This is a genomic window from Pedobacter sp. UYP24 (assembly GCF_054057295.1).
The window spans coordinates 123,348-143,928 of record NZ_JBSRZD010000003.1 but is presented as its reverse complement, the minus strand read 5'-3'; the positions used below and the strand labels follow the sequence as shown (position 1 = coordinate 143,928).

19 protein-coding genes and 1 tRNA gene are annotated in these 20,581 nt (G+C 38.5%); 12 read left to right on the top strand and 8 right to left on the bottom strand.

The annotated features are described in order from the left end of the window. From ACVWYN_RS08920 to ACVWYN_RS08900, 5 genes are all read left to right on the top strand, one after another. Positions 1-1,032: a GntR family transcriptional regulator gene (locus tag ACVWYN_RS08920; protein WP_457288501.1), complete on the top strand. Its 1,032-nt coding sequence runs from the start codon at positions 1-3 to the stop codon at positions 1,030-1,032. Between the two features lie 108 nt (positions 1,033-1,140). Further along, complete coding sequence (gene rhaT, locus ACVWYN_RS08915; RefSeq protein ID WP_457288500.1) at positions 1,141-2,232, top strand: L-rhamnose/proton symporter RhaT; 1,092 nt, start codon at positions 1,141-1,143, stop codon at positions 2,230-2,232. Between the two features lie 16 nt (positions 2,233-2,248). Next, complete coding sequence (locus ACVWYN_RS08910) at positions 2,249-4,369, top strand: bifunctional aldolase/short-chain dehydrogenase (protein WP_457288499.1); 2,121 nt, start codon at positions 2,249-2,251, stop codon at positions 4,367-4,369. 10 nt (positions 4,370-4,379) lie between these two features. Then, a complete protein-coding gene (locus ACVWYN_RS08905) occupies positions 4,380-5,654 on the top strand; it encodes a sugar isomerase (RefSeq protein ID WP_457288498.1) in 1,275 nt (424 codons plus the stop codon). 3 nt (positions 5,655-5,657) lie between these two features. Beyond that, positions 5,658-7,016, top strand: a complete 1,359-nt coding sequence (locus ACVWYN_RS08900) for an FGGY-family carbohydrate kinase (RefSeq protein WP_457288497.1) — start codon at positions 5,658-5,660, stop codon at positions 7,014-7,016. Here ACVWYN_RS08900 and ACVWYN_RS08895 read toward each other — a convergent pair. From ACVWYN_RS08895 to ACVWYN_RS08885, 3 genes are all read right to left on the bottom strand, one after another. After that, entirely contained in the window at positions 7,013-8,038 is a 1,026-nt protein-coding gene (locus tag ACVWYN_RS08895) for a basic secretory protein-like protein (RefSeq protein WP_457288496.1), read from the bottom strand. The two genes, ACVWYN_RS08900 and ACVWYN_RS08895, sit on opposite strands and share 4 nt — an antisense overlap. Before the next feature lie 88 nt (positions 8,039-8,126). Then, positions 8,127-8,555, bottom strand: coding sequence for a hypothetical protein (locus ACVWYN_RS08890; RefSeq protein WP_457288495.1), 429 nt, complete (start codon positions 8,553-8,555; stop codon positions 8,127-8,129). Positions 8,556-8,831: 276 nt separating this feature from the next. Beyond that, positions 8,832-8,903 (bottom strand) — tRNA-Arg (locus ACVWYN_RS08885). Between the two features lie 193 nt (positions 8,904-9,096). On the opposite strand from ACVWYN_RS08885, the gene mgtE reads away from it, so the two are divergent. After that, a complete protein-coding gene (gene mgtE / locus ACVWYN_RS08880; protein WP_457288494.1) occupies positions 9,097-10,467 on the top strand; it encodes a magnesium transporter in 1,371 nt (456 codons plus the stop codon). A 118-nt stretch (positions 10,468-10,585) separates the two neighbouring features. Here the strand turns inward: mgtE and ychF are convergent, their stop codons facing one another. Beyond that, positions 10,586-11,680, bottom strand: a complete 1,095-nt coding sequence (gene ychF, locus ACVWYN_RS08875) for a redox-regulated ATPase YchF (protein ID WP_457288493.1) — start codon at positions 11,678-11,680, stop codon at positions 10,586-10,588. A 101-nt stretch (positions 11,681-11,781) separates the two neighbouring features. Between ychF and ACVWYN_RS08870 the strand changes: the two genes are divergently transcribed. Beyond that, positions 11,782-12,261 (top strand): DUF5362 family protein, encoded by a 480-nt coding sequence (locus tag ACVWYN_RS08870; RefSeq protein ID WP_457288492.1) that lies wholly within the window; start codon positions 11,782-11,784, stop codon positions 12,259-12,261. Here the strand turns inward: ACVWYN_RS08870 and ACVWYN_RS08865 are convergent. Next, the gene (locus ACVWYN_RS08865) at positions 12,258-12,932 is read right to left on the bottom strand and encodes an SRPBCC family protein (protein ID WP_457288491.1); all 675 of its coding nucleotides are present in this window, start codon (positions 12,930-12,932) and stop codon (positions 12,258-12,260) included. The two genes, ACVWYN_RS08870 and ACVWYN_RS08865, sit on opposite strands and share 4 nt — an antisense overlap. Positions 12,933-13,046: 114 nt before the next feature. Here ACVWYN_RS08865 and ACVWYN_RS08860 point away from each other — a divergent pair, with 114 nt between their 5' ends. Next, positions 13,047-14,465, top strand: coding sequence for an alpha-L-fucosidase (locus ACVWYN_RS08860; RefSeq protein ID WP_457288490.1), 1,419 nt, complete (start codon positions 13,047-13,049; stop codon positions 14,463-14,465). A 76-nt stretch (positions 14,466-14,541) separates the two neighbouring features. After that, positions 14,542-14,988, top strand: a complete 447-nt coding sequence (locus tag ACVWYN_RS08855; protein ID WP_457288489.1) for a KTSC domain-containing protein — start codon at positions 14,542-14,544, stop codon at positions 14,986-14,988. An 80-nt stretch (positions 14,989-15,068) separates the two neighbouring features. Here the strand turns inward: ACVWYN_RS08855 and ACVWYN_RS08850 are convergent, their stop codons facing one another. Continuing rightward, positions 15,069-15,812 carry a YgaP-like transmembrane domain gene (locus ACVWYN_RS08850; RefSeq protein WP_457288488.1) on the bottom strand — a complete coding sequence of 248 codons (744 nt, stop codon included), beginning with the start codon at positions 15,810-15,812 and terminating at the stop codon, positions 15,069-15,071. A 71-nt stretch (positions 15,813-15,883) separates the two neighbouring features. Then, a complete protein-coding gene (locus ACVWYN_RS08845) occupies positions 15,884-16,126 on the bottom strand; it encodes a helix-turn-helix domain-containing protein (protein ID WP_457288487.1) in 243 nt (80 codons plus the stop codon). Between the two features lie 163 nt (positions 16,127-16,289). On the opposite strand from ACVWYN_RS08845, the gene ACVWYN_RS08840 reads away from it, so the two are divergent. From ACVWYN_RS08840 to ACVWYN_RS08830, 3 genes are all read left to right on the top strand, one after another. Continuing rightward, positions 16,290-16,478, top strand: coding sequence for a cold-shock protein (locus ACVWYN_RS08840; protein ID WP_457288486.1), 189 nt, complete (start codon positions 16,290-16,292; stop codon positions 16,476-16,478). 514 nt (positions 16,479-16,992) lie between these two features. Next, positions 16,993-19,302, top strand: coding sequence for a TonB-dependent receptor (locus ACVWYN_RS08835; protein ID WP_457288485.1), 2,310 nt, complete (start codon positions 16,993-16,995; stop codon positions 19,300-19,302). Positions 19,303-19,315: 13 nt separating this feature from the next. Continuing rightward, positions 19,316-19,804 carry a thioredoxin family protein gene (locus ACVWYN_RS08830; protein ID WP_457288484.1) on the top strand — a complete coding sequence of 163 codons (489 nt, stop codon included), beginning with the start codon at positions 19,316-19,318 and terminating at the stop codon, positions 19,802-19,804. A gap of 71 nt (positions 19,805-19,875) precedes the next feature. Here ACVWYN_RS08830 and ACVWYN_RS08825 read toward each other — a convergent pair whose 3' ends face one another. Continuing rightward, positions 19,876-20,187, bottom strand: a complete 312-nt coding sequence (locus ACVWYN_RS08825; protein ID WP_457288483.1) for a nucleotidyltransferase family protein — start codon at positions 20,185-20,187, stop codon at positions 19,876-19,878. Positions 20,188-20,581 lie beyond the last annotated feature (394 nt).

Below are 20,581 nucleotides of genomic sequence, written 5' to 3'. Positions count from 1 at the left end.
ATGAAGCCAGCATCTTTCTTCGATTTTATTAGCATTGACGAATATTCTGCAACACCTAAATATTTGCAATTGGGGAGTGCAGTTATTGATGCGATAGAACAAGGGAAGCTGGATAAAGAGAATTTGCTGCCTTCTATAAATGAGCTAAGTATTAAACTTGAAATATCTAGGGATACCGCAGAGAAGGGCTATAAATACCTTAAGAATATTGGGGTAATTAAATCTGTACCTGGTAAGGGGTATTACATTTCCAATGTAGACTTTAAACAGAAACTGAAAGTGTTTTTGCTTTTTAACAAGTTGAGTGCACATAAAAAAATTGTATACGATGCCTTCGTCGCCGCACTTGGTGATGAAGTATCGGTTGATTTTTATATCTACAACAATGATTTCAGGCTTTTTAAACGCTTTCTTACCAATAAAAAGGAAAACTATTCTCACTATGTTTTGATCCCGCATTTTATAGAAGGAGAGGAGCTTGCACGCGATATCATTAATCAGATTCCTAAAGAAAAGCTTATCCTGCTGGATAAAAAGATATCAGGAGTAGATGGAGAATATGCAGCTGCTTACGAGAACTTTGAGAAGAATATTTATGAGGCATTGGAGCAGGCTAAGGAAGAACTCAGTAAGTATCATACATTAAAGATCATTTTCCCTAAAAAAAGCTATTTCCCAAAAGAGATACTGGATGGTTTCCATCGTTTTTGTCAGCAATATGCCTTTTCTCACTATGTGGTCAACAATATTAGCGATGAGCCAATAAACGAAGGAGAGGTCTTTATTAATTTGATGGAAGCGGATTTGGTGATCCTGCTGGAGCGTCTGATTAGCCTCAACTTTAAAATAGGAAAAGATATAGGCGTGATCTCCTATAATGAAACACCATTAAAAAAGATCTTATTAAATGGCATCACTACTATATCTACAGATTTTAAGTTTATGGGAACTGTGGCGGCAAATCTAATCTTGGACAACAGCAAGCGGCACGTAGAAGTACCATTTTACTACACCAAAAGAGCGTCTTTGTAGCAATACATCAAAGTAACAGTCTTTTTCATGATAGTACAGGACAGTTTAGCAAAACTATAAGTATAAATTAGTAACCATATATTTCTAACCAAATTATAAAATAAACGTATGCAGGTCATCTTCGGAGTAATTTTTCATTTTATAGGGGGTTTTGCCTCTGGTAGTTTTTACGTTCCCTATAAAAAAGTTAAGGGCTGGGCCTGGGAAAGCTATTGGATAGTTGGGGGTATATTCTCCTGGCTATTGGTTCCGCCGATTGCTGCATACTTAACCATTCCAAATTTTAGCGATATCATAGCCCATACCAGTGGCAGCATTTTAATGCTTACCTATTTCTTTGGGGTGCTATGGGGTATCGGTGGTCTAACATATGGCTTGGGGGTCCGCTATTTGGGTGTTTCTCTAGGTAGTAGTATTATTTTGGGTCTGTGCATGGTTATCGGATCCATCCTTCCATCTATCTATTTTGAGTTCTTTCCCCAAGAAGGTAAAGATCCTTTTAGCGTGTTTTTAACTACCGACTGGGGCCGGATGGTTATGCTTGGCCTTGCAGTTTGCGTGCTTGGTATCATCATCTGCGGAAAAGCAGGTATGATGAAGGAAAAGGAGATTAAGTCTGACATTACAGATCCTCACGGACTAGAAATCAAAACTGAATATAAATTTGGATTGGGACTATTTGTAGGCATTATATCAGGAGTATTAAGCGCCTGTTTTAACTTTGGTATTGAGGCAGGTAAACCTATGGCTGATGCCGCAAATGAGATATGGAAAGCTGCAAATCCGTCAGAGACTGGTAATTTTCTTTACCAGAATAACGTAACTTATATCGTTGTACTTTGGGGCGGTCTGTCTACCAATTTTATCTGGTGTATGATCCTAAATGCAAGGAACAAGACCTTTGGAGATTACACTAAAAAAAGCACACCACTTTTAAAGAATTATATCTTTTCCGCTTTGGCGGGAACAACCTGGTTCTTACAATTCTTCTTCTATGGAATGGGCGAGAGTAAAATGGGTAATGGAGCCAGTTCATGGATCCTGCACATGGCTTTCATTATACTGGTTGCCAATGCATGGGGACTGGCATTAAAAGAATGGAGTGGTGTAAAGAAAAAAACATTTATTACAGTAATAGTCGGCATTTGTATCATTATACTTTCGGTGTTGATTGTAGGCTATGGTAACTCAATAAAATAATATTTAAATTCTATTTATGACTGTTAGAACGACTGATTTTAAACATGTAAGCTATTTATGGGACGATGCAAAAGCTGCTGAATTGGCAGGTGACGAGGTTGCATTATTAATTTACCGCTCCAATTTGCTGGGAGCAGACTTGCGCTTAACCAACTATGGTGGCGGAAACACTTCCTGCAAGGCCACAACCAAGCATCCACTTACTGGCGCAGATACCAGGGTGATGTGGGTTAAGGGATCTGGTGGTGACATTGGTACGTTGACGAAAAGTGGCTTAGCAGCTTTATATGTAGATCGTTTAGAGAGCCTAAAAAATATTTATCGCGGTCTTGCCTACGAAGATGAAATGGTAGAATTGTTTAACCATTGTATTTACGATCTTGCTTCAAAAGCACCTTCTATCGATACTGCTTTACATGGCTTTTTACCATTCAATCACATCGACCATTTGCATCCCGATGCTGCTATAGCAATCGCCGCTGCAAAAGATGGCAAAGAAATAACGGCTAAGTTATTTAATGGTGAAATAGGATGGGTAGAATGGCAAAAGCCAGGATTTGACCTGGGTTTACAACTAAGAGCTTGTCTTGACGAGAATCCAGGTATTAAAGGTATTATGTTGGGTTCTCATGGGCTGTTTACCTGGGGAAATACGGCCTATGAAAGCTACATCAATACTTTGGAAGTTGTAGAACGTTGCGCGCAATATCTGGAAGAAAACTACGGCACAAAAGGGCCTGTGTTTGGCGGACAAATAATCTCAAGTTTAGCAGAAGCTGACAGGAAAAAGCAAGCAGCTGTTTTAGCACCGGTTTTAAGGGGTTTATGTTCCAGTAAAAACCACATGATTGGGCATTTTACCGATGATGCACGCGTACTCGAATTTATCAATTCTAACGATTTAGCTACTTTAGCACCGCTTGGAACCAGCTGTCCTGATCACTTCTTGAGAACTAAAATCAGTCCCCTGGTTTTAAAACTTGATCCATCTGAAGACCTAACCGATCTAAAAGCACTTAAGGAAAAACTACTTCCTGAGTTTGAAGCTTACAGAGCGATGTATACTGAGTATTATGAAACATGCAAACATGCAAACAGTCCATCTATTCGTGATACCAACCCAGTTATCATCCTTTATCCTGGGGTAGGAATGTTCTCTTTCTCAAAAGATAAGCAAACAGCAAGAGTAGCGGCAGAGTTCTATATCAACGCAATCAATGTAATGAAGGGTGCGGAAGCCATTTCTTCTTATACCTCACTGCCACGCCAGGAAGCATTTAATATAGAATACTGGTTGTTGGAAGAAGCGAAGTTACAACGCATGCCAAAACCTAAAGCGTTATCTGGTAAAATTGCATTGGTTACAGGAAGTGCCGGAGGTATTGGAAAAGCAATAGCAAAGAAATTTATTGATGAAGGAGCTGTAGTTGTGGTTAATGATAATGATGCCGGTCGCCTTTCTGAAGCAGATGCCTGGTTTGGGAGTGCTTACAATAAAGACAGTTATACTACTGCCTTGCTTGATGTGACCAGTGCAGATCAAATTAAAGAAGCTTATAGTACCGCTGCTCTCGCTTTTGGTGGAGTGGACATTGTAGTAAATTGCGCAGGCTTGTCCATCTCTAAACCTATTGAAGAACACACTGAAAAAGATTGGGATATTTTATATGATGTGCTGGTAAAAGGACAATTCTTTGTTACCCAACAAGGTGTGGAAATAATGCGCAAGCAGGACATCGGAGGTGATGTTATTAACATAGTAAGTAAAAATGCATTAGTTTCCGGACCAAATAACGCAGGTTACGGATCGGCCAAGGCAGCACAGCTACATTTGAGCAGATTGAATGCAGCTGAGCTCGGTGCCGATAAAATAAAGGTAAACGTAGTGAACCCGGATGCCGTTATATCAGATAGTAAAATCTGGGCAGGTGCCTGGGCAGAGGGTAGGGCAAAAGCTTACGGTATTACTGTAGCAGAACTTCCTGGTTTTTATGCCAAACGTACTTTACTCAATGAGGTGATCTTGCCTGAAGATATTGCAAATGCCTGTTTTGCGGTAACAGGGGGCTTACTAAACAAATCAACAGGAAATGTTTTAAATGTAGACGGTGGTATTGCCACTGCCTTTGTACGTTAATTTTTGCATCATGAAATTAGAAAACTATCAAATAGAATCACATAACGAGAGTTTGTTGACCGGCCACCAGCGTAAGTTGGAATTTATAAGCGGTGAAATCGAGGGATCTCCAGCAATTATAAACAAACTTATTGATTTTCAAATTGCTATTCCCAGCTGGGCACTTGGTACTGGCGGTACTCGCTTTGGGCGTTTTTCATCCGGTGGTGAGCCCAGGAACATAGAGGAAAAGATTGAAGATATTGGATTGCTACATAAGCTAAATGCTTCCAGTGGAGCTATTTCACTACACATTCCATGGGATACAGCAACTAATCCATCCGCAGTTAAGGCACTTGCTGCTCAACACGGTTTACGTTTTGATGCTATGAATTCTAATACTTTCCAAGATCAGGCTAATCAAGAGAAAAGTTATAAGTTTGGTTCCCTGCAGCATGTAGACAAATCAGTTCGCCAGCAGGCAATAGACCACAACATCGAAGTGATCCGTCAGGGTATAGAACTAGGCTCTAAAGCCTTAACCGTATGGCTTGCCGATGGTTCATGCTTCCCCGGACAACTGAACTTTAGAAAGGCATTCCAAAATACGCTGGACAGCTTGAAAGTGATCTATGCCGCATTGCCAGACGATTGGAAGGTATTTGTAGAATACAAAGCATATGAGCCGAATTTTTATTCTACTACAGTGGGTGATTGGGGGCAATCGCTATTATACGCAAACAAGCTAGGGCCTAAAGCCTATACACTGGTAGATTTAGGGCACCATTTACCAAACGCCAATATTGAGCAAATTGTTTCCCTATTGTTAATGGAACAAAAGCTTGGTGGTTTCCATTTTAACGACTCTAAATATGGAGATGATGATTTGACGGCAGGTAGCATGAAGCCATACCAGTTATTCCTGATCTTTAACGAATTGGTTGAGGGTATGGATGCAAGAGGAATGAACCACCGGGAAGATTTGGGCTGGATGATCGATGCTTCTCACAATGTAAAAGATCCTTTAGAAGATTTGTTACAATCAGTAGAAGCTATCATGATCGCCTATGCTCAGGCATTATCGGTAGATCGCAAAGCATTGCAAGAAGCCCAGACTATAAATGATGTAGTACGTTGCCAGGAAATCCTACAGCAGGCCTACAGAACAGATGTACGTCCGCTTGTAGCAGAAGCACGTTTACAAGCAGGCGCAGCATTGAATCCGCTTGAAGTGTACAGAACACTGAAGGTTAGGGAAGAACTGATCAAGAACCGCGGTGCCAAAACCGTAGCAACCGGACTGTAAAGAATGAGTGTAAAAGTAAAGGCAATGCCTGTGGTGGCAGTTTTTGATGTGGGTAAAACCAATAAAAAGCTTTTTCTGTTCGACGAGAATTATAAGATCGTTTTCGAAAGAACGGCACGCTTTACGGAAACGGTAGACGAAGACGGCGACCCATGTGAAAACCTGGAGAGCCTAAGGCTGTCTGTATTTGATTCTCTCCGCGAAGTTTTTAAAGATCCGCAGTTTGAAGTAAAATCGATCAATTTTGCTACCTATGGTGCCAGTTTTATTTATATTGATGAAAATGGTAAGCCACTTGCCCCCTTATACAATTACCTTAAGGAATATCCTGAAGAGTTAAAAGCCAAATTCTATAACGATTATGGTGGAGAAGAGGAGTTTAGCAATAGAACAGCTTCTCCAGTACTTGGTAGTTTAAATTCAGGCATGCAGTTGTACCGTTTAAAGTACGAAAACCCAGAACTATTTGCCCAGATCAAGTATGCACTTCATTTACCGCAATATTTAAGCTACCTGATCTCTGGTGAAGCGTTTTCAGACTTAACCAGTATCGGCTGCCATACCAATCTTTGGGATTTTACTAAAAACCAATACCACGAATGGGTAGAAAAAGAAGGTATACTGGAAAAGTTGGCGCCTATTGTGTCGGCAGATCATGTGATGCCTGCTGCTTTTCCTGGTAATAACTATGCTGTTGGTCCGGGTTTTCACGATAGCTCCGCTGCGCTCATTCCTTATCTGGTTAGCTTTACTGAGCCATTTATTCTATTGAGTACAGGGACTTGGTGCATTAGTTTGAACCCTTTTAATTCATCTTCGTTAACGGCAGGAGAACTGAAGCAGGACTGCCTTTGTTACCTTCAATACCAAGGTAAGCCGGTAAAGGCATCAAGGCTATTTGCTGGTTATGAACATGAGCAACAGGTAAAGCGAATAGCAGCACATTACGGTACGGATGTTATTGCCTATCGAAATGTGAACTACGATCCGAAGCTGATTGATACAACAATAAAAGAAGATTCTTTTGCCAACCGCGACCTTTCACTATTCAAGTCGGATATTTCTGCTTACCATCAGCTAATTGCAGATCTGGTAAGGGCCCAACATGATTCTACTCAACTGGTATTAAAGGGTACAACCGTAAAAAGGATCTTTGTTGACGGGGGATTCAGTAAGAACTTGATATTTATGAACCTGCTAGCAAAGGTATTTCCTGAAGTAGAGGTGTTTGCGGCACACATGGCCCAGGCTACTGCATTGGGAGCAGCACTCGCTATTCACAAATCATGGAACAACAAGCCACTGCCAAATGATATTATTGGTTTAAAATACTATTCAGTACTTCAGCCACAAGCACTTTAACGTGACTTGCCACTATATTTAAGTTTAACAGATGGAGCTTTGGAGTAATCACTCCAGAGTTCATCTACCGTTTTACCGGTAAGATTTACCCATGATTTCTCAGTATAGGTATGGTCGCGTAACTCTTTATCAATGGTCATAATCAAGTCCTTCTTTACATGCTGCTCCATCCACTCGAAAAAGCGGGCTGTAATGCGATAGCTATTTTGGTAGTTCTGCCTCTCATTAAACTCCGGTAGTGCCCATTTAGAGCCAATATTGTCTACTCCATACTTATAGCGTATGTAATCTGCTATTCCCTCAGTAAGCCATACAGGTCCAGCACTATAGCCATATCCCTGTACCAGGTGCATTCCCTCGTGAGTAACAATATCTATGTCTGTTGGATGTGATTTCATGTAGGTAGCACTAAAGAGGATTCTGTTTCCACTTGCTTCCGCCACCCCTTTATATGCGGTATCTACAACGAAAAGAACTTCCTTAGTAGTTTTCTTGTTGAATTTTTTAACTAATTTAGGGTATACCTTAAAATAGGTGTTTATCAAATTTTGTTTAGTATTTGGGTCAAAATCTGGTGCTTTGCTAATGAATACCAATTGGTATCCGTGCTTCTTAATCGTATCAGCAGATACCCAATTACGGGAAAACTGGTACATTAAAGCTTTTTCAAAGCTGCTGCGATGAGTTTTTAACCATTCACTATTAACCACAATTTCTCCTGCTTTGGCACTCAAGGTTCCGTTAAATTTATCGGAGATTTCCATGCTCACTTCACGTTTGGTACGGTAACCATCAGCTTGTGCGAAGGCAGGGTAAACCTTATCAAAAACGGTCTTAAATTCCGCTTTGGCAACAGTGTCCAATACAAAGTCAGAATTATTTACAAATGTTAAAGAATAAGGTCTTGGCCCACGTCTTTGTTGAGACTTCGCGTCAGCTGCAGATTTAGTTGATGTGTCTTGTGCGAATAATGCAATAGACATTAAAAAAAGAGCAACCGAAAGAGTGATTTTTTTAAACATGTTGTAATAAATATTGTGCAAAGATACCTGTCATAGCAGTTTTTTTTCTGTAAAATTGAGGCTACACTGTTAGTTAAAATTGATCTGTTTATTTATACACTACTTTCTTGTATATTTTACCATCGCCATCACTAAGTGTTGGGTCTGCACTACCAACTCCTCTAGTGTAAGTTAATGTAAGATCTGCTACAGCACCTTGTCCAACATTGCCAGAAACAGAATTAAGCTTACCCATGACATGAATTTTAGGCGAGGCATAATTTGTGTCATCTATTGTAAAGCTCAATTTGGATCTACCTTGTGCAGTCATCAGCCTGTCTGAAGTAAAAGTGTTGTAAAAAACAACTTCAGTAGCCGAAACAAATTCTAATCGCTCATTCAAAACTACGGACCCTCCATTGGGAAATGAGGAGTTTTCCCAGCTGGTACCGATGATTGATATTTGAGCATTCTGATTTTCTTTTTTACAGCCAATGGCTGATGCTATTAATAGTAGGGATAATAATACTTTTCTCATTGATTAAATAGTCATTCGGGTTTTTAGAGTTCCTCAATTGCGCGAATTTAGTTAAACAAAGTAATCTTTAAAAAGAAAACTGTAAAAGTGCTGTATTTTTTGGGAGTAAGGTAGAAACTACAATTAAGCCCGCTAGTAAAAGTTTTTTTTGGGAACGCATGATGTTGCTTTAGTTTTGAAATCTAAAAATAAATAAATTAAAGGACAAAAAAATGCCTTCAATTAACAGAAGGCATTTGATTTGACTTACTTTGAAAGATTGCAAAATAAATTGAGTGTCCTCGAAGGGATTCGAACCCCCATCATCAGAACCGGAATCTGACATTCTATCCATTGAACTACGAAGACTGAATTCAGAATGCAAAAATAGGAAACTAATCGGTATAACGAAATGAGTTATTTTCATTCATTTACTTTGATGGGCTAATCAGAAACATTTGCGTGTTGATTTATCCATCACATGAAATATACCAGTTTTTAAAATTAAAAAGGCATTTTTGCAACTGCTGGCCCAATAATAGATAGGTTAATTATATTGCTTATGGAAGAAATTGTTGTAGAAGAAATCGAAGATCTGCTGAGACTTGGAGATGACTTAAAGCTAAAAAGTTATTTAGATGACCTGAATATTTCAGAAGTTGAGCATCTGATTGACGAGCTTCCAAAACATGCAGTAAAATTTATAGATACTTTGTCGCTTAAAAGGGCCGTAAACGTATTTCGTATCCTTGATTTTCCAACTCAGGAAAAGATCCTTAAAAAGCTACCAGGCGCCAAACTAGCAGAGCTGATTAACCTATTACCTCCTGATGATCGTACTTCGTTATTTAGTGAATTGAAAGGTGATGCTGTGACTAAACTGATCATCATGCTTCCTGCAAAAGACCGCGTAAAGGCACTTTCGCTACTTGGTTATGAAGAAGATAGCGTGGGAAGATTAATGACTCCAGATTATGTGGCCGTAAAGAAAAATTGGACGGTTAGTCGTGTTTTGGACCATATCAGGCGCTATGGCAAAAACTCGGAGACTATCGATGTTATTTATGTCATTGACAAGAATGGTGTATTGCTGGATGATATAAGAATCAGAGAAATATTACTTGCAGATCCAGAAGCTAAAATAGGAGTATTAACTGATCATAGACTTATTGCATTAAAGGTTACCGACCATCAGGAAGAAGCTATCAATGTTTTTAGAATGAATAACCGCGTTGCCCTTCCGGTTGTAGATGCAAATAATGTACTTCTGGGAATTGTAACGGTAGATGATATTTTATGGATTGCAAATGAGGAATATACAGAAGACATCCACAAGATAGGTGGTACCCAGGCACTGGATGAACCTTACCTTGACGTTCCTGTATTTGAACTTTATAAAAAGCGGGTGGTTTGGCTAATCGTACTCTTTTTTGGAGAATTGCTTACCATCTTTGCAATGTCTAGTTTTGAAGATCAGATTAGGAAAGTAGTGCTTCTGGCTACCTTTGTACCCTTGATCATTTCAAGCGGTGGAAATAGCGGCTCTCAGGCTGCAACATTAATTATCCAGGCTATGGCATTGGGAGAAATAACCATAAAAGACTGGTGGCGGGTAATGCGGAGAGAAATCTTTTCAGGAATATTCCTGGGAAGCACACTTTGCATCCTTAGCTTTTCTGTAATACTAACCTGGCAGTTTATCACTGGGAGCTTACAAGAACCGGTTCTTATTGGTCTCGTTGTGGGTTGTTCGTTGATTGGTGTAGTACTTTGGGGTACGCTAATGGGTTCCATGCTGCCATTGTTGTTAAAGAAACTGGGGGCTGACCCTGCAGTTTCTTCAACACCTTTTGTAGCAACCCTGGTTGATGTAACCGGATTGATTATCTATTTCTCTATGGCAATGTTATTTTTAAAAGGCGTATTGCTTTAGATTTGAGCGCCCCGGATTTACGCAAAAAAAATAACGCGTTCTCAGAGAAGACCTCAGCGTTCTTCGCTTTTTCAGCGAATAATGCAGTCTTCGAAGAGTAATCCTTTATTTTTAAGGCTTAAACGTTAAAGCGGAAGTGCATAATGTCGCCATCTTCCACAATGTAAGTCTTTCCTTCAACACCCAATTTACCCGCGTCTTTACAAGCTACTTCAGATCCAAGTGTTACAAAATCATTGTATTTAATCACCTCAGCACGGATAAAGCCTTTCTCAAAATCAGTATGGATCACACCTGCAGCCTGTGGTGCAGTAAATCCTTTAGTAATTGTCCAAGCCCTAACCTCCTGTACACCTGCAGTGAAATAAGTAAACAAATCCAGCAAACGATACGCTGCGCGAATCAGTTTGTTTACACCTGATTCCGTTAAACCCAGGTCAGCAAGAAACTCCTGACGGTCTTCATAGCTCTCCATTTCAGCAATCTCAGACTCGATCTTTGCAGAAATTACCAATACCTCTGCAAATTCATCTTTAACCGCTTCTCTAACTTTATCTACATAAGCATTACCTGTCACTACAGATGCTTCATCTACATTGCAAACATACATTACCGGCTTTTGGGTCAATAAACCAAGATCCTGGATAAATTCAAAATCTTCAGCAGATACGGATGCAGAGCGAGCAGAATTGCCGCTTTCCAGATGTATTTTAATCACGCTTAAGATGTCGAATGTCCTTTTGGCTTCCTTGTCAGTTTTCGCCATTTTCTCTACCTTTTGAATGCGTTTAGAAACGGTATCCAGGTCTTTTAACTGCAATTCAATATCAATAATCTCTTTATCTCTTATCGGATCTACAGAACCATCTACGTGTATTACATTTCCATCATCAAAGCACCTTAAAACATGTATAATGGCATTCGTTGCCCTAATGTTACCTAAAAATTGATTACCCAGGCCTTCACCTTTAGAGGCGCCTTTAACAAGACCGGCAATGTCCACAATCTCAATAGTATTTGGAACAACCCGGTTCGGTTTTACCAGTTCTTCAAGTTTGGTTAATCTGTCGTCAGGTACCGTAATTACGCCTATATTTGGTTCTATAGTACAAAAAGGAAAGTTTGCGGCCTGAGCTTTTGCGTTAGATAAACAGTTAAATAAGGTGGATTTACCAACATTTGGTAAACCAACTATACCACATTGTAATGCCATGTATGATTATTATTTTTCTTGATTTGCCCGCAAAGGTATCAAATTTTTAAAAATAATCTTTATGTTTATCCAGGCAAAGCCGTTTAAGATTTGCTTTTACTATGGAACAAGACGAACTAATATTACCCGATCACGACTCTCAGAAGCTTGTAGTTTCTGAGGACATCAGAAGCTATATCTACCAATCTTCAAAATGGACTAAGTTCCTATCTATAATAGGATTTGTATTTTCTACTATGATGGTATTGATTTCATTTAGTGTAGGTGCACTTATGACGGCAATGAACACTGCAGTAGGCCCGAAAAATAATCCTTATAACGCATTAGGTCCGGGAGTGCTGACCATAATTCTATTGCTGACTGCCGCTTTGTATTTCTATCCTAGTTTTGTGCTGTTTAAATTTAGCAATGCAGCAAAGCAGGGTGTTTTATATGGAGATCAGGAAAGTTTAAATAATGCCATGAGTAATTTGAAATCCTTCTTCAAATTCTGGGGCATTTTGCTGATCGTTGTTTTAGGTATTTATGCTTTGGCCATTTTGTTTGCAATTGTTGGGGCAGTAGCAGCAAATATCGGTTAACGTTTAAACCTAAAAGTACTCATTTCTTTATCCAAAAGCGCTTCAAGGTAGGGATTTACTAGCTTTGCTATTGTCATACCTAGCCCCCCAGCCGGTGGGTGGTAAGAGAAAACGACTTTCATAATGGTACCTGTACCGTCTGCTTTCTCTTCGAAAGTAACACGACCAACATGTTTAAGAAATGAACCAGGTAAAGAACTCCAGCCAATCAGCCGGCCAGGCTCATCTTTTACAATCTCTGCTTCCCAATGGAGATTAAATAATTTGCCTGGTAAATTTGATTTCCATTGGGAAATCTGCCCGTCTATCACTTTTACATTAGCCAAGTGTTTTAAGCTTCCTGGTAAGTTTTCCAGGTTTCTCCAATAAGCATAAAGCTCTGCTGCAGACTTATCTACTTCAAATTCTCCACGTATGTTAATGGCTTTAGAAGTACTTGCATCAATGCCTAATTGTTCATAAAACAAACATTTTCCTGTAGCACCTCTATAAGTTAAATACGCTCCATACAAAAAAGGTGTTTTAAAAGGTCTTGTGATGTACCTGCCAAGTAGCAAGCCGCCAAAAAATACGGAGATCAGTCGCTCAGACTTACCTAAATTTTGATAAGGATGCTTATCGTTGCTGGCTTTGCCTATTCTGCTTTGCAAAAGAAGATGCTGTAGTTTCATTTTGGTATTTATCAAATGGTTATCAGTACATTTTTAACAGTTTTGCTGCTTATTAGTTTTATCATTCTGTTTAATTGTATCGATTTAGTAAATTGGAGGACCAAAATAAATGCAATGAACAACAGATTTTGCTTGACCACCTTATTGATCATGCTTTTTAGTATGACCTATGCTCAAAAAGCGCCAGCACCTTATGGAGCATTGCCTACCAAATACCAGCTTAATTGGCAAGATTTGGAAACCTATATGTTTATACATTTTGGTCCTAATACTTTTACAGATAAAGAGTGGGGTCATGGCGATGAAGATCCTAAAGTTTTCAACCCAACCAAACTCGATGCCAGACAATGGGTACGCATTGCAAAAGCTGCAGGCATGAAGGGTATAATTATTACGGCAAAGCACCATGATGGATTTTGTTTATTTCCCAGTAAATACAGTACCCATACTGTTCGGGAGAGTGCATGGAAAAACGGTAAGGGAGATGTGCTTAAAGAGCTATCTGCAGCCTGTAAAGAATACGGGGTGAAGTTTGGTGTATATCTATCTCCATGGGACAGAAATCATCCAAAGTATGGAACACCGGAGTATAACGAGGTATTTGCCAACATGCTTACAGAAGTGCACTCAAACTACGGACCTATATTTGAACAATGGTTTGATGGTGCTAAAGGAGAAAATGAGAAAAAGCAAGAGTACGACTTTAAGCTATTTAACAGTATTGTTTATAAGCATAATCCTCAAGCCATCATCTTCAGTGATATTGGTCCTGGTACGCGCTGGATGGGCAATGAAAACGGCATAGTTGGAGAAACCAATTGGTCTACCTTAAATACCGAAGGGTTTGGCGTAGGAGCAGAGGCGCCCCCTACTAAATCACTAAATGAAGGCAATGAAAATGGAACTCACTGGTTACCTGCAGAAGTAGATGTATCTATAAGGCCAGGGTGGTTCTACAGTGCAACAACTAATGATAAAGTTAAGACACTGAAACAATTGGTATCCATTTACGAAACATCAGTTGGTCGCAATGCAAATATGCTGTTAAATGTTCCGGTAGATAGGGAAGGGTTAATTCATCCTGCAGATTCTGTACGATTGATGGAATTTAGGAACTACTTAGACAAGGCCTATCAATTAGACTTAGCGAAAGGTAAAAGCGTAACGGCAACAAATAGTAGGGGTAAAAATTACGCAGCGACAAACTTAACAGATGGAAAAAGCAATAGTTATTGGGCAACTGCTGATGGTATTACCAGTGCCACGGTGACCATTAATCTCAGTCCTAGCAAGAAGATTAACAGGGTGGTGTTGCAAGAGTATATTGCTTTAGGGCAGCGTATAAAATCGTTCTCGGTAGAATACTGGAATGGAAAGAAATTTGTCCTGTTGGATAAACAAACTACAATTGGTCATAAGAGGATTATTGCTTTTCCAGAGGTAGTTACTTCAAAAGTTAGGATAAACATACTTGCTTCCAATGCCTGTCCATTACTATCGTCTGTACAAGTGTTCCAAGTACCAGTTGTCTAGTTTCCAGCTAACTTGCGTAATTAATTGAAAATTAATGCGATCCAATTAAAATTTGCTGTATCTTTGCGCAAATTTTATGAAGAAGATAATAGATTACAGGAAGTTACTGGGTGTACAAAAGGATGCCGAACTAAAAGAACTAAAGACCATTTACAGGAATTTAATGAAAGATTGGCACCCTGATAAGTTTCAGGATAGTGAAGATGCAAAAGTTGAGGCCGAAACAAAGAGCAAAGAGATTATAGAAGCATATCACTTTTTGGTTAGCATTGCACCAGAAACTCTGGCTTTGTCTAAAGAGGAATATGATCAAACTACCGGAGCTTGCGGTATTGCAGACTATAACTGGGCAGGCTTAGTGCTTACTGTACATTTCCTGGATGGAAGTGCCTACGAATACTTTGGTGTTCCAAAGCAGATCTATGTTAAATTGGTAAATGCCGATTCTCCAGGAAGATTTGCCCGCAGGCATATCTTTACTTCTTTTCCATACAGAAATATAGCCAAGCTGGCTACTGCATAGTTAGCGGTAAAGAGTCCACCTAAAATATTTTAAATGTGGTCTGGTATATTTAATAAAACAAATACCCAGACCACATCATATTATTCTTTGTAGTCTGTCAACCCGGCGTATGCCATAAAATCAGCGGCTTCTGCATAGGCTTTGAAGCCGTTAATGTCCTCACGGATCATCTTTTCAAATACGCCATTAAAAAGAGAAACGATTCCTCTTCCTACACTTCCAGCTGGTGGAAAATAGTCAATTTCAATGTGTATTTCAGTCCCTATTCCGTTTAGCGTATCTTTAAACTCAATCTTGCCTGCATTTTCTATCATCGAATCTTCATTCGATTGCCATCCAAGATAGCTACCTTCATCCTCCCTTGTAATCTCTGCATTCCAATCTATCTCCATAAAGTTACCAGGTGTATTGGCTACCCAGTGAGATTCTGTACCACTAATTTCGTAAACACTTTTTAGGTGCTTCATGAATTTTGGGAGATTTGAAAGTTCCCTCCAAAAAGCATATACTTTGTCTCTTGGTGCAGCCACCACAATGTCTTCCGTAATATTAATTGCTTGAGGATCTGTAGTGTCTTTTCCTAACTTCTGGTAAATCGGACAAACTCCGGTTGCTCCCCGATAAAGCAGGTATCCGCCAGCCGCTGCGCCTTGTAACGCAAGAAGTGGATGGTCAATAATGTTCTTTAATCCTTTATACAATAAATAGGATCCTGCAACTACAGATAGTGCACGCTCACCTTGGTCAATATTTTCTTTTCCCGTAGCACTAAAGCTTAAATCCTTTAGCTCATCTACAATTTTTGTCTTTAATAAGTTGCTCATGTTTTTCTGGGGGTATGTGTTTAATGAACAATACCAGAAACTTAATGTTTTAAACTTATTTAAAAACAGGTCTATTTTTTTAAACTCATCGGATCAAGACTAATTAATTGAGCTTCATCCACATCTAAAATATTTGCAATCTGAAAAAACCTTTCCAAAGTTATTTTGCTATGCCCTAATTCTATTTTACTGTAGGCATTTTGAGATATGTTGAGCTTGGCAGCAATATAATCCTGAGAATAATTTTTAAAATGTCTAACCTTTTTGATGTTATTAATAACCCGCTCGGCAGTATGGCCTAATGTATTGCTCATAAGATTATGGTATAAAATTATTGATTCATATTATTTTAACAATCTGGCTTTAATTTTGTTTAGCTATAAAATGATGTCAGAATACAAAGAATCATTTCGGGTATTTGGTAATTTGGTAATTTTTGATATTTTTAGAAATTAATAGCAAACACTAAAAATTATTATGAAAAACGGTACAGTAAAATTTTTTAACTCTGAAAAAGGATTTGGGTTTATTAAAGAGGACAATGGAAGTGAGATTTTTGTTCACGTGTCAGGTCTAATCGATGAGATTCGTGAAAACGATCAAGTAGTTTATGAAGTTCAAGAAGGCAAGAAAGGATTGAATGCAGTAAAAGTTAAGCTAGCTTAACCTGTTATATATAATATACAACAGCACCGTCGCTTTTAAAACACTTTAAAGTCCTGAGGATAATTATATAAATTATTACTCAGGACTTTTTTTATTCTTTATAAATTATAACTAAAGCAGTTTGGCGGAGATTCCATCGTGCTATGGTTTCGGATTATTTAAAAGCAAAAGGTTTGCAGGTTCTTCATAATATACCGAAGGACAAAATTCAGTAACACCAGTATACTTCGCCAGATATTGTTATTGGTATTGAAGTTTCTTATGCTGATGGGAATTAACATCTATTTACAATCTATTGAAATAGCCAGTGAATTATCAAATGCAATTGACCCCATTTATTTTATCATAGCGAATAATGTCTGGTTCTTTCCACTTCTCTTCAGTTAGCTTCTGCATAGTAATTTAGAATTTAAGCACGATCACATTAACTATTTTATAAAAGTTAGATAAGACTAACAATTATAGTTATATGTATTGAATTATAAATGTATGTTTACATAAATTTATAATTTAGATGAAGTATATATTTATAGTTATTGCCATAACGCTGTTATGTTTCAAATCACAGGCGCAAAATGCCGCATTAAAAGGTAAAGTAACTACAGGCGGACAGACTTTGCCCTTTGCCACAGTCAGCATTGGTTCCACTAAACTTGGCGCAGCTACCGATAGTCTTGGTTTTTATACCATTTCCAAAATACCTGCTGGAACTTACAAAGTGACAGTGAGTGCCATCGGGAATACAAAATTGGAGAAAACGATTTCTTTGAAAGAAGGAGAAACGCGAAGGTTAGACTTTGAACTAACTGATAACAGTTCTGCCTTGGATCAGATTGTCGTCACTGGAACAAGAACCCCCAAAAGAAGAGTAAATTCTCCGGTTATTGTCAATTTGATCAATAGTAAAACATTGGATCAGGTGGTAGCCGCTAATCTCTCTGAAGGATTGAAATACCAACCAGGATTGCGCGTAGAAACAGATTGCCAGACTTGCAACTACACTCAACTGAGAATTAATGGGCTCCAAGGCGGTTATTCTCAAATCTTAATCAATAGCCGTCAAATATTCAGTCCGCTAATGGGGCTTTATGGTATGGAACAGATTCCTTCCAATATGATTGATCGAATAGAAGTGGTAAGAGGTGGTGTTTCTGCACTTTATGGCTCCAGCGCTATCGGCGGAACGGTGAATGTAATTACGAAGATCCCTATCGCAAACAGTTATGAAGTGACCAATACCTATCAGTATGTTGGCGGACAAACATCAGATAATTTGATTTCAGGAAATCTTTCTTTAATCAACGAAAATAGAAATGCGGGAGTGAGTTTGTTCGTTAATAATAGAAACAGGGCACACTATGATGCCAATGGAGACAATTTTTCAGAACTTCCTCAATTGAAAGACAATACCTTTGGGGCTAATTTTTTCTTTAAGCCAGCTGATCATCAGAAATTGGAATTGAGCCTTAGTAGTATTTACGAGTATCGCTTTGGAGGTGAAAATGTTAAAAAACCAGCATACCTGGCGCAACAATCTGAAGAAAGGATGCATAATATTTTAATGGGAAGTTTTGATTATTCCATCAGTTTTGATGACGATAAAAATTCTTTGAGTATTTATTATGGAGGTCAAAAAACAGATAGAAAGCATTATACAGGTACTATTCCAGATGACTCATTAGAAAGAAAAACCTTTTTTGAATTGCCTCCTTATGGAACTTCAGATGTAGTGACGCATCAGGGGGGCATTCAATTCAATAACAGATTTGATAAGTTTCTGGGTGGTAAGGCTACTTTAACTTCAGGAGTAGAATATGTTTATGATTCGGTGTTTGATGAAATAGAGGCTTACCACTATGAGATAGATCAAACCACCAAAAACCTTGGTGCTTTTGTTCAGAATGATTGGGATGTTATTCCTAATCTGAATTTTCTTGCAGGTTTCAGGATAGATAAGCATAACCTGGTTGATCATGCAATTTTTAGTCCCAGACTTTCGCTTTTGTATAAACTAAAGGACCGTACACAATTCAGATTAGGTTGGGGTACAGGGTTTAGGGCGCCACAGGCCTTTGATACCGACTTGCATATTGCATTTGCAGGAGGTGGTGTTTCCAGGATATCACTTGCTAAAAACCTGAAGGAAGAACGTTCCAATAGTTTTACCGGTTCTGTAAATTATGACAGGGCAACCGAACACTTCATTGCTGGTTTTACTTTGGAGGGCTTCTATACTACACTTAAAGACGCATTTTTTCAGTTCCCTTTAGGTGAGGATAAGTTTGGTAAAATCTTTGAAAAAAGAAATGGAAAAAGTGCTACAGTTAAAGGGATCACGCTGGAAACACGTGCAAATTTTGATTATGTAGTACAATTGGATGCCGGTTTTACAGTTCAGTCCAGTCAATATGCTAGCCCTGTAGAAAATATTGAAGGATTGGAAGCAAAAAAAGAATTTTTGCGGTCGCCTAAAGACTATGGCTACGCCACACTAACCTATACCCCAACCAAGAATTGGAACGTAAGCGCCAATGCTGTTTACACGGGCAAAATGCTGCTCGCGCATTTTGCAGGAGAGGGAACGGGTCAGAACATTGATGCGTATTTCAAGTCGCAGTCATTTATGGATTTAGGATTGCGGGTAGGTCACGTATTCAATTTTGAAAAAGTTAAGACGGGGATTGAAGTGTTTACTGGAATGAAAAATATCTTTAATGCTTACCAAAACAACTTTGATACCGGTAAAAACAGAGACAGTAATTTTATTTACGGTCCAAATATGCCAAGGACAATCTTCATCGGGTTAAAGCTGAAATCAATATAAACACAGTGAGGGTATGAAATCGTTAACCAGGATAAGCTTTTTGTTGCTTGCAGGGCTGCTTTTTAACTGTGGAAATCTGTTTTCTCAATCTTCAGTTAAGGTTAACTGGATAAGTTTTTCACAACTTGATGACGCATTAAAAGTAAAACCAAAGCCAGTGTTTATTGATTTTTATGCAGACTGGTGTACTTACTGTAAAGAAATGGACCGAACAACATTTCTGGATGAGAAAATTATAAATGTGCTCAATCAGGACTATTACGCTGTAAAAATGAATGTGGAAAGCAAAGACACGATATCCTTTGGAGAACAAACATATGTAAACAAAAGAGCTAGAAGAGTTAATCCCATTCATGAAATAGCACTATTAATGGCCAGTAGAAAGAACAAACCGTTCTCACTGCCTGTATATGTGGTATTGAATGAAAAATTTGTCGCCAAAGCAAGGTATTTTCAGTTTTTAGATGCCAAAAGTTTAGCTGGTATTCTTTCGCCGCGTTGACTGGAATTTTTGAGAATGACATGGAAATTTGTAAGCGCCAGAAGAAAATGGATGATTACAAGCTTAGGAAATCAACCTGCGATAACTGCATATTCTACCGTATTTAAAATATGAGGACCTATATATGGGCTTAAGGATTGTTTTGTAATTAGTTCTACTTTGCGCTTAAAAATGTCTTCTAAATAATAATTCAAGGCCAAAAAATTCCGGAAAGTCTTAAACTCTTTTTTAATATCAACTAGCAGATCAATATCACTATTTGAAGATGCTTCATCACGAACAAATGATCCAAAGAGTCCAATCTGCTCTACGCCAAAAGCTGAAAGCGCACTGCTTCTAGCCGTTAGTTCTTGTAAGATCTGCTCCTTTTTAAGTGATTCCATTCACAAATTTACTAAAAAAGATAACATTGGATGGCTCAAGATTCTTTTCTTGTTCATTAACCCTTTCTTCATGAAAAGCCTTTTTGGCTTAAATTTCTTATTTGTGTTGCAGTGATTTACAAGAACTTTGATAGTTGTAATGAGTTAGTATCTATACAGCAGGGTTAAGAATTCTAAAGATGATTGCCTATTAATCAGCTTAAATATGTGCTCTACTTCTTAATCGCACAACACATTCTCCATAATATTATAAAATGGCTGAAGGCAATTGAAATCTCTTTTTCGGGTTTCTAAGGGTAACAGTTAGGGTTTCAATTGGGATGTGTTCTAGGTAAGTCTGGTAAAAATCAAGATAATCTCCTATAAAAGTCTAGATCTTATACGAGTTTTATAC

Coding starts and splice junctions, on each gene's coding strand:
- rhaT (WP_457288500.1), top strand. CDS start 1,141: ATGCAGGTCATCTTCGGAGTAATTTTTCATTTTATAGGGGGTTTTGCC.
- ACVWYN_RS08825 (WP_457288483.1), bottom strand. CDS start 20,187: ATGGAATCACTTAAAAAGGAGCAGATCTTACAAGAACTAACGGCTAGA.
- ychF (WP_457288493.1), bottom strand. CDS start 11,680: ATGGCATTACAATGTGGTATAGTTGGTTTACCAAATGTTGGTAAATCC.
- ACVWYN_RS08900 (WP_457288497.1), top strand. CDS start 5,658: ATGAGTGTAAAAGTAAAGGCAATGCCTGTGGTGGCAGTTTTTGATGTG.
- ACVWYN_RS08895 (WP_457288496.1), bottom strand. CDS start 8,038: ATGTTTAAAAAAATCACTCTTTCGGTTGCTCTTTTTTTAATGTCTATT.
- mgtE (WP_457288494.1), top strand. CDS start 9,097: ATGGAAGAAATTGTTGTAGAAGAAATCGAAGATCTGCTGAGACTTGGA.
- ACVWYN_RS08835 (WP_457288485.1), top strand. CDS start 16,993: ATGAAGTATATATTTATAGTTATTGCCATAACGCTGTTATGTTTCAAA.
- ACVWYN_RS08920 (WP_457288501.1), top strand. CDS start 1: ATGAAGCCAGCATCTTTCTTCGATTTTATTAGCATTGACGAATATTCT.
- ACVWYN_RS08905 (WP_457288498.1), top strand. CDS start 4,380: ATGAAATTAGAAAACTATCAAATAGAATCACATAACGAGAGTTTGTTG.
- ACVWYN_RS08910 (WP_457288499.1), top strand. CDS start 2,249: ATGACTGTTAGAACGACTGATTTTAAACATGTAAGCTATTTATGGGAC.
- ACVWYN_RS08850 (WP_457288488.1), bottom strand. CDS start 15,812: ATGAGCAACTTATTAAAGACAAAAATTGTAGATGAGCTAAAGGATTTA.
- ACVWYN_RS08845 (WP_457288487.1), bottom strand. CDS start 16,126: ATGAGCAATACATTAGGCCATACTGCCGAGCGGGTTATTAATAACATC.
- ACVWYN_RS08870 (WP_457288492.1), top strand. CDS start 11,782: ATGGAACAAGACGAACTAATATTACCCGATCACGACTCTCAGAAGCTT.
- ACVWYN_RS08830 (WP_457288484.1), top strand. CDS start 19,316: ATGAAATCGTTAACCAGGATAAGCTTTTTGTTGCTTGCAGGGCTGCTT.
- ACVWYN_RS08890 (WP_457288495.1), bottom strand. CDS start 8,555: ATGAGAAAAGTATTATTATCCCTACTATTAATAGCATCAGCCATTGGC.
- ACVWYN_RS08860 (WP_457288490.1), top strand. CDS start 13,047: ATGAACAACAGATTTTGCTTGACCACCTTATTGATCATGCTTTTTAGT.
- ACVWYN_RS08840 (WP_457288486.1), top strand. CDS start 16,290: ATGAAAAACGGTACAGTAAAATTTTTTAACTCTGAAAAAGGATTTGGG.
- ACVWYN_RS08865 (WP_457288491.1), bottom strand. CDS start 12,932: ATGAAACTACAGCATCTTCTTTTGCAAAGCAGAATAGGCAAAGCCAGC.
- ACVWYN_RS08855 (WP_457288489.1), top strand. CDS start 14,542: ATGAAGAAGATAATAGATTACAGGAAGTTACTGGGTGTACAAAAGGAT.